Source organism: Curtobacterium sp. VKM Ac-2889 (assembly GCF_015350855.1).
Lineage (GTDB): Bacteria > Actinomycetota > Actinomycetes > Actinomycetales > Microbacteriaceae > Curtobacterium > Curtobacterium poinsettiae.
The window spans coordinates 115952-128926 of sequence record NZ_JADKSC010000004.1 but is presented as its reverse complement, the minus strand read 5'-3'; the positions used below and the strand labels follow the sequence as shown (position 1 = coordinate 128926).

Genomic DNA, 12975 nt, shown 5'->3' with positions numbered 1-12975 from the left:
GTCAGGCACCGATCTCTCGCTTGGCGGCAGCGCGCTCGACGAGCTGCCGGATGACCGCGATCGCCACGATCACGATGAACAGGAGGACCGACGCGGCCGACGCGGCACCGAGTCGGTTGTCGGTGAATCCGACGCCGGTGATGAGCTGCAGCGAGACCTGGGTGGAGATGCCCGGTCCGCCGTTCGTCATCAGGTAGACCTGGTCGAAGATCTTCAGGCTCGCGATGATCTGCAGCAGGATGACGAGGGTCGTCGTGCGGCCGAGCAGGGGGAGCGTGATCGACTTGATCTGCTGCCAGTTCGAGGCACCGTCGACGGCGGCGGCTTCGTACAGTTCGCGCGGGATCTCCTGCAGGCCGGCCAGGTAGAGCACGAAGTTGAAGCCGAGGGTCCACCACACGGTGGCGATGGCGACACCGATCATCGCCGTGTTCGGGCTGGCCAGGACACCGGCGCCCGGAGTCATCCCGAGCAGCGACTGGACGCTCGCGAAGAGACCGGTGCTCGGCGTGAAGATGAACACCCAGATGAGCGAGATCGTCGCCGACGGCAGGATGAACGGCAGGAAGAACGCCAGACGGAAGAACCACTGGCCGCGGTTCATCCGGTTCGTCAGCACGGCGAACACGAACGCCAGGATCACGAGCGGCGGGGTCGTGTACAGCGTGAACTGCAGTGTGTGCCAGAGCGAGGACCAGAAGTCGTCGCGACCGAGCATCTCCGCGTAGTTCGCGAACCCGGCGAAGCTGCCGAGCCCGGTGCGGACCGTCGAGGTGTTGAAGAAGCTCGTGACGATCATCCAGACCGTCGGGCCGAGCAGGAAGGCGATGTAGAACAGGCCGAACGGGGCGAGGAACAGCCAGCCGCTGCGGCCCTGGCCGCGGGTCAGGCTGGAGCGGTACGGGCGGAGTCGTCGCGGCGCGCTCGCCGCGTCCGTCGGGCGGTCGAGGACAGGTGCTGTGGTCACGTCATCGTGCCTTTCGCAGGGTGTTCACGTCGTTCGTGGTGGTCGCAGGCCCGATCACAGCGGGCTCGGCGTGTTGAGGTAGGTCGACAACTGGGACTTGATCGCGCTCATGGCCGCGGCGGGGGAACTGCTGCCCTGCTGTACGAGGGCCAGCTGGGCGCCCACGGTGTTCTCGAACGTGGACCCGGAGCCGCCGTACCAGGCGGCGTCGTCGAACACCGCGGTCTCGGCGGCGGAGGCGTAGTTCGACTGCGGCGTCAGCTTCTTGTAGGCCGAGCTGTCGTACGTCGGCAGGTACGCCGGCACGTGGCCACCCTGTGCCCAGGTCAGGCTCTGCTCGAGCATCTGCTTGATGAACAGCATCGCCGCCTGCTTCTGCTCCGGCGTACGGTCCTTCTTCGGCAGGATGAACGTGTGCGAGTCGGCCTGGGTCGCCGGCTTGTCGAAGAGCTGCGGGATCGGAGCCATCCCGAACTTCAGCCCCTTGATCGACTGGGCGGTGCTGATCTCCCACTCGCCCTGCATGAAGAAGCCGGCCTTGCCGGTGAACATGAGCGTCTGCGCGGTGGCGTAGTCGAGGCCCTTGTTGAGCCAGCCCTGCTTGACCCACTTCTGGGTCATGTCGGTGACCTTCGTGTAGGCGTCCTCGTTGACGGTGAGCTTGGAGCCGCCGTCGCTGATGAACGGCGTCGCACCCTCGATCTGGTTGTACATCGTCCAGAAGAAGCGCCACGGGGTCGCGACCTCACTGACGTTCGCGACGTTGAGCGCCGTGCCGCCGGTGACCTTCGAGACTGCCGCCAGGGCCTTCTCGAAGGCGTCGATCCCCGTCAGGTCCTTGAGGTTGTCGTCGCTGTCGAGCAGGCCGGCCTTCCGGCACACGTCGACGTTGTAGAACAGCACGAAGGGGTGGGTGTCGAGCGGCACGCAGATGTTCTTGCCGTCGGTCTTCTGCGCCGTCCAGGCCTTCTGGTTGAAGTCGGCGGCGCTCATACCGACGCCGGCGAGGTCCTCGGAGGTGATGGGATCGAGCAGGTCACCGTCCCACAGGGGCTTCGCCCGGGTCAGGTGGGAGATCGCGACGTCCGGCGGCTTGTTCCCGACGGTGGCGAGTGTGACCTTCGAGTAGTACGGGTTGCCCCACGCGAACGTGGTGGCCTGCAGCGCGCTCGATCCGCCGTGCTGCTTGGCGTAGCCGGCTTCCATGTCCTGCATGCGGACGCCGTCACCACCGCCGAACAGGTTCCAGAAGACGAGGGTCTCGGGGTTGAGGGCACTGCCGGCGAGACCGGCGGCGAGGGGACTGGAGCAGGCGGCGAGCGGCAGGACCGTCGCGGCCGCTGCACCGGCGGCGAGGAAGCCCCGCCGCGAGAGGCGCGACGCAGGTGTTGCGGGTGGGATCGGCATGGCATCACTCCATCGGGATGGGCCGGGCTCGGGAACAGGGTCGGTGCTCCCGCCGGAGCATCGCTGCTCCGGACCCGGAGCACTGCTGCTCCGGACACGGAACGACCTTCCGGTGCTCCGTGAGCGCTCACATTAGCGCTCGCCCCTGTCATCCGCCACCCCTTTCGCGACGGCGTGGAACCCGGTAGCGTTTCCGTCAGGTGAGCGCTCACTTTCGTGACGGCCCGCTTCGGTTCCCGTACGCGCCCCCACCGCTCCCCGCACGAACCGCACTGCCACGATCGAAGGAGATCCATGCCCCGCACACACCTCGTCCTCGACGCCGCGTTCACCGTGGGGCCGGTGCGACGTCGCCTGTTCGGCGGGTTCGTCGAGCACCTCGGCCGCCACGTCTACGACGGCATCCACGAGCCCGCCCACGAGACCGCCGACGAGCACGGCTTCCGAGGGGACGTCGTCGAACTCGTCAAGGAACTCGGCGTCTCCGCCATCCGCTACCCCGGTGGCAACTTCGTCTCCGGCTACAAGTGGGAGGACGGCGTCGGCCCCGTCGAGCAGCGCCCCCGCCGCCTCGACCTGGCCTGGCACTCGACCGAGACGAACGAGGTCGGCCTGCACGAGTTCCAGCACTGGCTCGACCGGGTCGGCTCCGAGCTCATGCTCGCCGTGAACCTCGGTACCCGCGGCACGCAGGAGGCGATCGAGCTCCTCGAGTACGCCAACATCGACGCCGGCACCGCACTGTCCGATTACCGTCGTTCCAACGGTCGCCAGGAACCCTTCGCCATCACGATGTGGTGCCTCGGCAACGAGATGGACGGCCCGTGGCAGCTCGGCCACAAGAACGCCGACGACTACGGCAAGCTCGCCGCCATGACCGCCAAGGCCATGCGACAGATCCAGCCCGACCTCGAGCTCGTCGCCTGCGGTTCCTCCGGGGCGTCGATGCCGACGTTCGGCGAGTGGGAGCGCACCGTCCTCGAGCACACCTACGACGACGTCGACTACATCTCCGCGCACGCCTACTACGAGGAGGACGACGACCTGCCGTCGTTCCTCGCCTCGGGCGTCAACATGGACCACTTCATCAAGACGGTCACCACGGCCGCCGACCACGTCCAGGCGCAGAAGAAGTCCGACAAGCGCATCGACATCTCGTTCGACGAGTGGAACGTCTGGTCGATCAAGAAGTGGGAAGCCAAGGCCAAGACCTTCACGCTCGACGAGTGGCCCGTCGCCCCGCGTCTGCTCGAGGACGTCTACACCGTCGCCGACGCCGTCGTCGTGGGTGGCCTGCTCATCTCGCTGCTCCGCCACGCCGACCGCGTCGCCTCGGCCTCGCTCGCCCAGCTCGTCAACGTGATCGGCCCGATCATGACCGAGCCCGGCGGCCCGGCCTGGCGCCAGACGACGTTCTTCCCGTTCTCGGTCACCTCGCGCCTGGCGCAGGGGACGTCGCTGCAGGTCAAGGCCTCCGGTGACACCGTCGACGGTGGCAAGCACGGCGAGGTCCCGGTCGTGGACTCCGCCGCCACCGTGACCGAGGACGGCAAGGCCGCGGTCTTCCTGGTGAACCGCCACCCGTCCGAGCCGACCACGGTGACGATCGACCTCGCAGGCATCGGTGCGACGGGCGACGTCCACGCCGAGGGTGTCTGGGACGACGACCTGCACGCCGTGAACGACCTGGAGAACACCTCGCGCGTGGGGCTGCGCACGAACGAGTCGGTCCGCCGCGAGGGCGACACCGTCACGATCGAGCTCCCGCCGGTCTCCTGGACCGCCGTCTCGATCGGCTGACAAGACGCCTCGGCGCACGCCACGGCGGGCGTCGAGTGAGCACAGAGGACGTCGGGCGCTCGCGCCCGACGTCCTCTGCTCGTTGCGGGGGCGCGGCGCGCGGCGGGCCGCGGCCGAGTCTCGTCTGAGCGGACAGAGCGCGGCACGCGGATGGCGCAGCCTGTCCGCATGGCCGAGTCTCGGGCCGCGTACGTGGACGCGGCGGCCGGGAGGCCCGTGGCGGCCTGGCACCGAGCCTCCCGTCCGGCGTGCGGCGAGACCACGACCGAGTCTCGTCTGAGCGGACAGAGCGCGGCACGCGGACGGCGCAGCCTGTCCGCGGGGCCGAGTCTCGGCACGAGCGCGCCGCGTCAGCGCGCCGGCGGTGCCGCCGTGCTCGCGCGCTCGACGAGCCGCACCGGCACCAGGTCGGACGCGACGCTGACCCGCTCGCCGTCGATCTGGGCGAGCAGCGTGGCGACCGCTCGGCGGCCGACCTCGTCGAAGGACTGGTGCACGGTGGTCAGCGGCGGCCAGAACGAGTCGGACTCGGGGGAGTCGTCGAACCCCACCACGCTGAGCGACGACGGCACCGGGCGTCCGGACTCGTGTGCGGCGCGCAGGACACCGAGGGCAGTCTGGTCGTTCGCGGCGAACACCGCGGTGATCTCCGGCCGTGCGGCGATCTCGAGCCCGGCCTCGTACCCGTGCTCGGTCGTCCAGCCACCGCGGAACACCGGGGGGACGGGGCGGCCGGCGCGCGACAGGGTGTCCTGCCACGCGGCGAGGCGACGGGCCGCCGAGTACGACGAATCCGGACCGGCGACGTGCCAGACGGTCTCGTGGCCCAGGTCGAGCAGGTGCTGCGTGGCCTGCCGGGCGCCGTCTGCCTGGTCGGTGTCGATCGCGGGGTGGTCCGTGCTGCCCGTGGAGTCGACGATCACCATGGGGACGCCGTCGGGCAGCACGACCTCGGCGGTGTCGATGATGTGCGACTCGATGATGATCACGACGCCGTCGACGGCCTGTTCGTGCAGGCGTGAGAAGGCGGACCGGACGCCCGCCTCGGTGCGCGAGGCCATGGGCAGCAGGGTGATCGTGAAGTCGGCGACCCCGGCGGCGTCGGCGATGGCCTCGAGCGTGCGCATGTTGCCGAAGGACGCGAGCGTGAACATGATCACGCCGATGGTGCGGAAGCGGCCCGAGCGCAGGGCGCGGGCGGCACGGTTCGGCCGGTAGCCGAGGGACTCCATCGCGCGCTGGACGCGGTCGCGGGTCTCCGGGCTGACGTTGTCGAAGCCGCGGGCGACCCGCGAGACGGTCTGCATCGAGACCCCCGCGGCGTCGGCGACGGCGGCCATCGAGGGGGCGCGGCGGGTGCCGGCGGGGGACTCCATCGTCACGCTGGCGCTCCTTCCGGATCGAGGGGCCGAACGGTCGGCCTCCCCGGACGCTAGCGCATGTTGACGTTGCCATGCTATCGTCGCGACGTTCGATGTTGACGTCAACATCGGTGACCGCCCGGACCCCCTGATCCGGCCCGGGCCGAGCCGCCGACATCGACCACCCGAACGCAGCAGACGAAGGAGTCACATGAGCACGCTCGCAGCGCGCCCCGGTGAGGCAGCACCGCGCCCCACCGCCGAGCGCCCCGCCGGCCGCCGCCCCAAGCCGCGGGGACGGTTCACCGGATGGCTGTTCGTCGGCCCGTTCGTCGTCGTCCTGGTCCTGATGCTCATCGTGCCGATCGGGTACGCGCTCTGGCTCAGCCTGTTCCGCGACCAGCTCATCGGCGGCAACCAGTTCGTCTGGTTCGCCAACTACGTGCAGCTCTTCCAGGACGCCAAGTTCTGGTCCGGGCTCGGTCGGGTCGCGATCTTCCTGGTCGTCCAGGTGCCGATCATGCTCGGCCTCGCGCTCGTCGCCGCCCTGGCCCTCGACAGCGCCCGACTGTGGGGGACGAGCTTCTTCCGCATCGCGGTGTTCCTGCCCTACGCGGTCCCCGGTGTCGTCGCAGCCCTGATCTGGGGCTTCATCTACGGCAACCAGTTCGGTCTGACCGGCGCCGCGAACGACGCGCTCGGCATCGACCTGCTGCAGCCGTTCAGCCCGAGCTGGGTCCTGACGTCGATCGGCAACGTGGTCACGTGGGAGTTCCTCGGCTACAACATGCTGATCTTCTACGCCGCACTCCGCACCGTCCCCGGTGAGCTGTACGAGGCGGCGGAGCTCGACGGCGCCGGCCCGATGCGCACGGTCCTCTCGATCAAGCTCCCGGCGCTCCGCGGCCCGATGGTCATCGCCACGATCTTCTCGATCATCGGCAGCTTCCAGCTCTTCAACGAGCCGAACCTGCTCAAGACGCTCGCCCCGAACGTCATCGGCAGCGCCTTCACCCCGAACATGTACGCCTACTCGCTGTCCTTCAGCGGCCAGCAGTTCAACTACTCCGCCACGGTCGCGATCGTGATGGGCGTGATCACCGCGGTGATCGCCTACGTCGTCCAGGTCCGCGGCACCCGCGAGGAGAACCGATGAGCACCATCCAGCACCCCGCCGGGCCCGCAGCGGCCACGGTGACCGAGGCGACCACGACGCAACGCGCGCCGCGCACCCGCTCGATCCGCGCCTCCCGGCAGCTCCGCACCGCGGAAGGCGGACGCAAGCCGAAGCGTTCCGGCCTGCTGACCGCGGTCATGGTCGTCTTCGTCGTGTACTCGTTCGCGCCGCTGTTCTACCTGCTCGTGAACAGCACGAAGACGCAGTCGTCGCTGCTCTCCACCTTCGGTCTGTGGTTCGGCGGGGACTTCAACCTCTGGCAGAACATCGTCGACACGGTGACGTACAACGACGGCATCTTCCTGCAGTGGTTCGGCAACACGCTGCTCTACGTGGTCGTCGGCGCCGGCGGGGCCACCCTGCTCGCCACGGTGGCGGGCTACGGCATGTCGAAGTTCCAGTTCCCGGGGCGCCGTGCGGTCTTCGCCGTCGTCCTCGGCGCCATCGCGGTCCCCGGCACGGCACTGGCCGTCCCGACCTTCCTGCTCTTCTCGCAGGTGGGCCTGACGAACACCCCGTGGTCGATCATCCTGCCCTCGCTGATCAGCCCGTTCGGCATGTACCTGATCTGGACCTACGCGGTCGACGCGATCCCCGCCGAACTGCTCGAAGCCGCCCGCATGGACGGTGCCGGCGAGTTCCGGATCTTCTTCACCATCGCGCTCCGCCTGCTCGCTCCCGGTGTCGTCACGGTCCTGCTGTTCGCCGTCGTCGCGACCTGGAACAACTACTTCCTGCCGCTCATCATGCTGAGCGACCCGAAGTGGTACCCACTGACGGTCGGCCTGAACCAGTGGAACGCGCAGGCCACCGGGTCCGGCGCGCAGCCGATCTACAACCTCGTCGTCACGGGATCGCTCCTCACGATCATCCCGATCGTGGTCGCGTTCCTCTTCCTCCAGCGCTTCTGGCAGTCCGGCCTCGCAGCCGGGTCGGTCAAGGCCTGACCCCTCGGACACCAGGCGTACGGCGACCCCGCCACGCGCCGCCCGGTCCGGCACACAGCAGCACCACCCCCTCCACGAAGAAGTGAAAGGCACTCCCATGAACAAGCGTCTCCGGCGCGGGCTCAGCGCCCTCGCCATCGGCGTCACCGCCGCGATCGCCCTCGCCGCGTGCGCCTCCGGCAGCTCCGGCTCCGGCGGTTCGGCCGACGACATCGACAAGGCCCTGAAGGACGGTGGCACCCTGACCTACTGGTCGTGGACCCCGTCGGCGAAGGCCCAGGTCGCCGCGTTCGAGAAGCAGTACCCGAAGGTGAAGGTCAAGCTCGTCAACGCCGGCACCGGCGCCGACCAGTACACGAAGCTGCAGAACACGATCAAGGCCGGCTCGGGTGCCCCCGACGTCGCCCAGGTCGAGTACTACGCCCTGCCGCAGTTCGCCCTGTCCGAGTCGCTCCTCGACCTGTCGAGCTACGGCTTCGACTCGCTCGAGAAGGACTTCGCGAAGAGCACCTGGAGCTCGGTGTCGATCGACGGCAAGGTCTACGGCCTGCCGCAGGACTCCGGCCCCATGGCGCTGTTCTACAACAAGAAGGTCTTCGACAAGCACGACATCGCCGTGCCGAAGACGTGGGACGAGTACGTCACCGCAGCCAAGAAGCTGCACCAGGCCGACCCGAAGGCGTACATCGCCGCGGACTCCGGCGACGCCGGCTTCACCACGAGCATGATCGCCCAGGCCGGCGGCACCCCCTTCACCACCGACGGTGACAAGGTGACCATCAACCTGCAGGACGCGGGCTCGAAGAAGTGGACGAGCACCTGGAACGAGCTCGTCGAGCAGGGCCTGCTGTCGAAGACGGTCGGTTGGACCGACGACTGGTACAAGCAGCTCGGCAACGGCGAGATCGCCACGCTGATCACCGGCGCCTGGATGCCCGGCAACCTGGAGTCCGGCGTCGCCCAGGCCTCGGGTGACTGGCGTGTCGCCCCGATGCCGACCTACGACGGTGGCACCGCCCAGACCGCGAACAACGGCGGCAGCGCCGAGGTCGTCATGAAGCAGTCGAAGAACCCGGCACTCGCCGCGGGCTTCCTCAAGTGGCTGAACTCCTCGAAGGAGTCCACGAAGGTCTTCATGGAGTCCGGCGGCTTCCCGTCGACCACCGCTGACCTGGACTCGTCGGCCTTCCTCGACGAGAAGCCGTCCTACTTCGGCGGCCAGCAGATCAACAAGGTGCTCGTCGACGCGTCGAAGTCCTCGGACAACGACTTCACGTACCTGCCGTACCAGGTGTACGCGAACAGCGTCTACGCCGACACCGTCGGTCAGGCGTACGAGAACGGCACCTCGCTCGACGCCGGCCTGCAGGCCTGGCAGAAGGCCCTCGCCAAGTACGGCAAGGACCAGGGCTTCACGGTCTCGACCAAGTAGTTCCCGGTATCCCCGCGGGGCCGCGCGGACACGTCCGCACGGCCCCGCTCCACGCCCGGCTCCGGCCGGCCATGAGAAGGTCACACCATGCGCTTCGCCATCGGCGACACCGACTTCCTGCTCGACGGCGAGCCGCACCGGGTCCTGTCCGGCGCGATCCACTACTTCCGCGTGCACCCCGACCTGTGGGCCGACCGGATCCGCAAGGCCAAGCTGATGGGCCTCAACACCATCGAGACCTACGTGGCGTGGAACGCGCACGCGCCGTCGCCGGGGGAGTTCGACCTGTCCGGAGGCCTGGACCTCGGCCGCTTCCTCGACCTCGTCGCGGCCGAGGGCATGCACGCCATCGTCCGCCCCGGCCCCTACATCTGCGCCGAGTGGACCAACGGCGGGCTGCCGTACTGGTTGTTCGCGGACGGCTCCGTGGGGGTCCGCCGAAACGAGCCCGGGTTCCTCGCAGCGGTCGAGACGTACCTGCAGCACCTGGCCCCCGTGCTGGTCCCGCGGCAGATCGACCAGGGCGGGCCCATCGTCCTGGTGCAGGTCGAGAACGAGTACGGCGCCTACGGCTCCGACCCCGAGTACCTGCGCGCGCTGGAGCAGATGCACCGCGACATCGGGCTGACCGTCCCCTTCACGAGCGTCGACCAGCCGATGGGCACCATGCTCGAGGACGGCTCGCTGCCCTCACTGCACAAGACCGGTTCGTTCGGCTCCCGCTCCGCCGCCCGGCTCGAGTGCCTGCGGCAGGCCCAGCCCACCGGCCCCCTGATGTGCTCGGAGTTCTGGGACGGCTGGTTCGACAGCTGGGGCGAGCACCACCACACCACGCCGGCGTCCGCCAGTGCCGAGGACCTGGACGTCCTGCTCGCCGCCGGCGGCTCGGTGAACATCTACATGTTCCACGGCGGCACGAACTTCGGCTTCACGAACGGCGCGAACGACAAGGGCGTCTACCGTCCGATCGCGACGTCGTACGACTACGACGCCCCGCTCGACGAGGCCGGCCGACCGACGTCGAAGTTCCACGCGTTCCGCTCGGTCATCGAGCGCTACGCGCCCGTGCCGCCGCTGCCCGCAGCGATGGAGCCGGGTGGGTCGGGTCGCCTCGGTCCCGTGGCCGCGTCCGGCGACGGCCTGGAGGCCCGGATCACCCCCGCCACGGACCTCGCCGTCCGTCTGGACCGCGTCGCGTCGCTCCGTTCCCTGCTGCCCACGCTCACGACGTGGTCCGCGCACGACGAGCCGCCGACCTTCGACGCCCTCGGAGCCGCGAGCGGCTTCGTCGTCTACCGCGCCGAGGCCGACCTGCCCGCCGGAGGGGTGCTGACCGTCGGCACCGAGGTGCGTGACCGTGCGATCGTGTCGGCCGACGGTGTCGTCGTCGGGGTCCTGGAGCGCGAGCACCACGACCGGGCCATCACCCTGCCGCCGGTGACCGGCACGCTCGAACTCCTCGTCGAGGACCAGGGCCGGGTCGACTACGGCGTCCGCATCGGTGAGCCGAAGGGCTTGATCGGGGGCGTCTCGATCGACGGCGTCCCGGTGGCCCGCTGGACGGCGTCCCCGCTCGCACTCGACCCGATCGCGCCGGCAGCCGTCACCGCACTGGCCGAAGCCGCTGCCTCCGGTGGTGACGTGCTCGCCGGACCGACGTTCGCAGCTGGCTCGTTCGACCTCGACACCGTGGACGACCGGTACCTGTCGCTCGACGGGTTCCGGAAGGGTGTCGCCTGGGTCAACGGGTTCTGCCTCGGTCGGTACTGGTCGCGGGGCCCGCAGCGGACCCTTGCGATCCCGGGGCCGGTGCTCCGCCACGGTCGCAACGAGCTCGTCGTGCTCGAGCTGCACGCCGCCGCTTCCCGTACCGCGTGCCTGCTCGTCGAGCCCGACCTGGGCCACACCGAGGCCTAGTCGCGCCGCCTGGTCGAATCGGGCGTACCTGGTCAGAAGTTTCGACCAGGTACGCCCGATTCTGCTCCCCATCGCGGGCGTCATGGGACGTTTCGGACCTCGCGAGCCGCCGCCCACGCTCGAACTTCGAGGAGTGCCTCGCGTCGCCACCGCCAGAGCGAAGCGAACCTCGTGCCGTCGTCCTCCCGTGCCCGGGTCAGCAGCCAGATCTGCCGTCGGTGTTCGGCCCCGTGATCGTCGCGCCACTCGACGAACGCGTCGTCGAGCACCGCGGTGATCCCCGCACGCGGTGCGGTCCACGACGAGAGGAAGCCGGAGTACCGGAGGGTGTCGTCGCACAGGTGCACGGCGACGCGTCGGAGCCTGGCCGTGGCCCAGGTCCCGCCGGCGATGAAGGCGACACCGAGGACGAAGACGAACACCCGCGCCGATGCTCCGGGTACGAAGGCCACGCCCGCGAGTGCGACTCCCGTCCCGATCATCACCGGGCCGAACACGATGAGGTTCAGGATGCGATCCAAGCGCGGTGGACGGATCGTCGTCACGGCAGAGTGTCCAGGTCGGCGAGGGCCTGCTCGGCATCGGCGATCCGGTCGGCCTCTGGGCGGCTCCACCACTCGGGGCCGCGTTCGCCCAGGCCGTGCTTGGCCACGCCGTTCCGGTGCCGCGCCGCCGCCAGGGCCTCGTCGTCGCCCTCGCGCTTCGCGGTCTTCACGGCGTTGCGCCCGCGCCCCAGGTGGGAGCGGAGTGCGGCGGCGAGCTCCTCGGGCAGGGCGGGGTCGGTGCGGCGCCAGCGTCGGCCGTCCACGACGAAGAAGTGGTCGTCGGGTTCGGCGGTCATGGTCCGAGTCTGCACCGTCGGCGGTGCCGGGTAGACAGGATCCGATGAGCCACGAACGCGTCCGCCCGATGCTCGACGTCCGACGCATCTACGCCGAGCCGGCCGCCCTCGAACTGCAGCGCGGGCAGGAGATCGTCGGGCGCTGGCCGGATGTCGAGATCGTCCCGGTCGAGTCGCACTGGAACATCCCCGAGGTGCACGGCGACGAACGGAACGTCCAGCGCTGGGTGCGGATCAAGACCGAGGCGCTCGTGCTCGGTGTGAAGAAGTCGCTGGTGACCCGGCCGAACGGTCGCTCCGCCGACTTCATCGCACCGTCCACCGCGAACGGCTGCGCGATGGCGTGCGCCTACTGCTACGTGCCGCGTCGCAAGGGCTACAGCAACCCCGTGACGGTGTTCGCGAACATCGACCAGATCACCAAGCACGTGGCTCGGAACATCGCCAAGCAGGGGCCGAAGACCGAACCGAACCAGTGCGACCCGGAAGCCTGGGTCTACGACATCGGCGAGAACAGCGACTGCTCGGTCGACGCGATGATCAGCGACAACGTCCGCGACCTCTGCGACCTGTTCCGGATGACCCCGACGGCCAAGGCCTCGTTCGCCACGAAGTACGTCAACCGCGACCTGCTCGACTGGGACCCGATGGGCCGGACCCGAATCCGCTTCTCACTGATGCCGCACGAGACCGCGAAGGTCACCGACATCCGCACGAGTCCGATCGCCGAGCGGATCGCCGCGGTGAACGACTTCGTCGACGCCGGGTACGAGGTCCACCTGAACTTCTCGCCGGTCATCCTCACGCCGACGTGGGAGTCGGACTGGGCCGAGCTGCTCCGGCAGGTCGACGACGTGCTGTCCCCGGCCGCCAAGGAGCAGCTCGCTGCCGAGGTGATCTTCCTGACCCACAACCAGCCCTTGCACGAGGTCAACCTCGGGTGGCATCCCAAGGCCGAGGACCTGCTGTGGCGTCCGGACCTGCAGGAGCAGAAGGTGTCCCAGAACGGTGCCGTGAACGTGCGTTACCGGTCCGGCATGAAGGGGCAGCTCGTCGAGCGCTTCCGCGAGCTCGTGGCCGAGCACCTGCCGTCGTGCCGGATCCGGTACGCCTTCTGATCAGCGCC

The 12975-nt window shown here is 69.2% G+C and carries 11 protein-coding genes; 6 read left to right on the top strand and 5 right to left on the bottom strand.

Features of this window, described 5'->3' with window-relative positions:
- Position 1: 1 nt before the first annotated feature.
- Together ITJ50_RS13755 and ITJ50_RS13750 are read right to left on the bottom strand one after the other, a co-directional pair.
- Positions 2–967 carry a carbohydrate ABC transporter permease gene (locus ITJ50_RS13755; RefSeq protein ID WP_017888374.1) on the bottom strand — a complete coding sequence of 322 codons (966 nt, stop codon included), beginning with the start codon at positions 965–967 and terminating at the stop codon, positions 2–4.
- A gap of 54 nt (positions 968–1021) precedes the next feature.
- The gene (locus ITJ50_RS13750) at positions 1022–2374 is read right to left on the bottom strand and encodes an extracellular solute-binding protein (RefSeq protein WP_194590711.1); all 1353 of its coding nucleotides are present in this window, start codon (positions 2372–2374) and stop codon (positions 1022–1024) included.
- 294 nt (positions 2375–2668) lie between these two features.
- On the opposite strand from ITJ50_RS13750, the gene ITJ50_RS13745 reads away from it, so the two are divergent.
- Positions 2669–4174, top strand: a complete 1506-nt coding sequence (locus ITJ50_RS13745; protein WP_017888376.1) for an alpha-N-arabinofuranosidase — start codon at positions 2669–2671, stop codon at positions 4172–4174.
- 350 nt (positions 4175–4524) lie between these two features.
- Here ITJ50_RS13745 and ITJ50_RS13740 read toward each other — a convergent pair whose 3' ends face one another.
- Positions 4525–5550, bottom strand: coding sequence for a LacI family DNA-binding transcriptional regulator (locus ITJ50_RS13740; RefSeq protein ID WP_031260382.1), 1026 nt, complete (start codon positions 5548–5550; stop codon positions 4525–4527).
- 196 nt (positions 5551–5746) lie between these two features.
- Here ITJ50_RS13740 and ITJ50_RS13735 point away from each other — a divergent pair, with 196 nt between their 5' ends.
- The 4 genes from ITJ50_RS13735 to ITJ50_RS13720 all read left to right on the top strand — a co-directional run bounded on the left by ITJ50_RS13735 (position 5747) and on the right by ITJ50_RS13720 (position 11008).
- Positions 5747–6691: a carbohydrate ABC transporter permease gene (locus tag ITJ50_RS13735; protein ID WP_017888378.1), complete on the top strand. Its 945-nt coding sequence runs from the start codon at positions 5747–5749 to the stop codon at positions 6689–6691.
- Positions 6688–7659: a carbohydrate ABC transporter permease gene (locus ITJ50_RS13730; protein ID WP_194590710.1), complete on the top strand. Its 972-nt coding sequence runs from the start codon at positions 6688–6690 to the stop codon at positions 7657–7659. The genes ITJ50_RS13735 and ITJ50_RS13730 overlap by 4 nt, the downstream gene beginning before the upstream one ends.
- 97 nt (positions 7660–7756) lie before the next feature.
- Positions 7757–9091 carry an ABC transporter substrate-binding protein gene (locus tag ITJ50_RS13725; protein ID WP_017888380.1) on the top strand — a complete coding sequence of 445 codons (1335 nt, stop codon included), beginning with the start codon at positions 7757–7759 and terminating at the stop codon, positions 9089–9091.
- Positions 9092–9178: 87 nt separating this feature from the next.
- Positions 9179–11008 (top strand): glycoside hydrolase family 35 protein, encoded by a 1830-nt coding sequence (locus ITJ50_RS13720; protein ID WP_194590709.1) that lies wholly within the window; start codon positions 9179–9181, stop codon positions 11006–11008.
- An 80-nt stretch (positions 11009–11088) separates the two neighbouring features.
- Here ITJ50_RS13720 and ITJ50_RS13715 read toward each other — a convergent pair whose 3' ends face one another.
- Together ITJ50_RS13715 and ITJ50_RS13710 are read right to left on the bottom strand one after the other, a co-directional pair.
- Positions 11089–11529 carry a hypothetical protein gene (locus ITJ50_RS13715; protein ID WP_194590708.1) on the bottom strand — a complete coding sequence of 147 codons (441 nt, stop codon included), beginning with the start codon at positions 11527–11529 and terminating at the stop codon, positions 11089–11091.
- Between the two features lie 20 nt (positions 11530–11549).
- Positions 11550–11849, bottom strand: coding sequence for a biopolymer transporter Tol (locus tag ITJ50_RS13710; protein WP_138804118.1), 300 nt, complete (start codon positions 11847–11849; stop codon positions 11550–11552).
- A gap of 44 nt (positions 11850–11893) precedes the next feature.
- Between ITJ50_RS13710 and ITJ50_RS13705 the strand changes: the two genes are divergently transcribed.
- Positions 11894–12967, top strand: a complete 1074-nt coding sequence (locus ITJ50_RS13705) for a spore photoproduct lyase family protein (RefSeq protein ID WP_194590707.1) — start codon at positions 11894–11896, stop codon at positions 12965–12967.
- The last annotated feature ends 8 nt before the right edge of the window (positions 12968–12975 follow it).

Coding starts and splice junctions, on each gene's coding strand:
- ITJ50_RS13750 (WP_194590711.1), bottom strand. CDS start 2,374: ATGCCGATCCCACCCGCAACACCTGCGTCGCGCCTCTCGCGGCGGGGC.
- ITJ50_RS13745 (WP_017888376.1), top strand. CDS start 2,669: ATGCCCCGCACACACCTCGTCCTCGACGCCGCGTTCACCGTGGGGCCG.
- ITJ50_RS13740 (WP_031260382.1), bottom strand. CDS start 5,550: ATGGAGTCCCCCGCCGGCACCCGCCGCGCCCCCTCGATGGCCGCCGTC.
- ITJ50_RS13735 (WP_017888378.1), top strand. CDS start 5,747: ATGAGCACGCTCGCAGCGCGCCCCGGTGAGGCAGCACCGCGCCCCACC.
- ITJ50_RS13730 (WP_194590710.1), top strand. CDS start 6,688: ATGAGCACCATCCAGCACCCCGCCGGGCCCGCAGCGGCCACGGTGACC.
- ITJ50_RS13725 (WP_017888380.1), top strand. CDS start 7,757: ATGAACAAGCGTCTCCGGCGCGGGCTCAGCGCCCTCGCCATCGGCGTC.
- ITJ50_RS13720 (WP_194590709.1), top strand. CDS start 9,179: ATGCGCTTCGCCATCGGCGACACCGACTTCCTGCTCGACGGCGAGCCG.
- ITJ50_RS13710 (WP_138804118.1), bottom strand. CDS start 11,849: ATGACCGCCGAACCCGACGACCACTTCTTCGTCGTGGACGGCCGACGC.
- ITJ50_RS13705 (WP_194590707.1), top strand. CDS start 11,894: ATGAGCCACGAACGCGTCCGCCCGATGCTCGACGTCCGACGCATCTAC.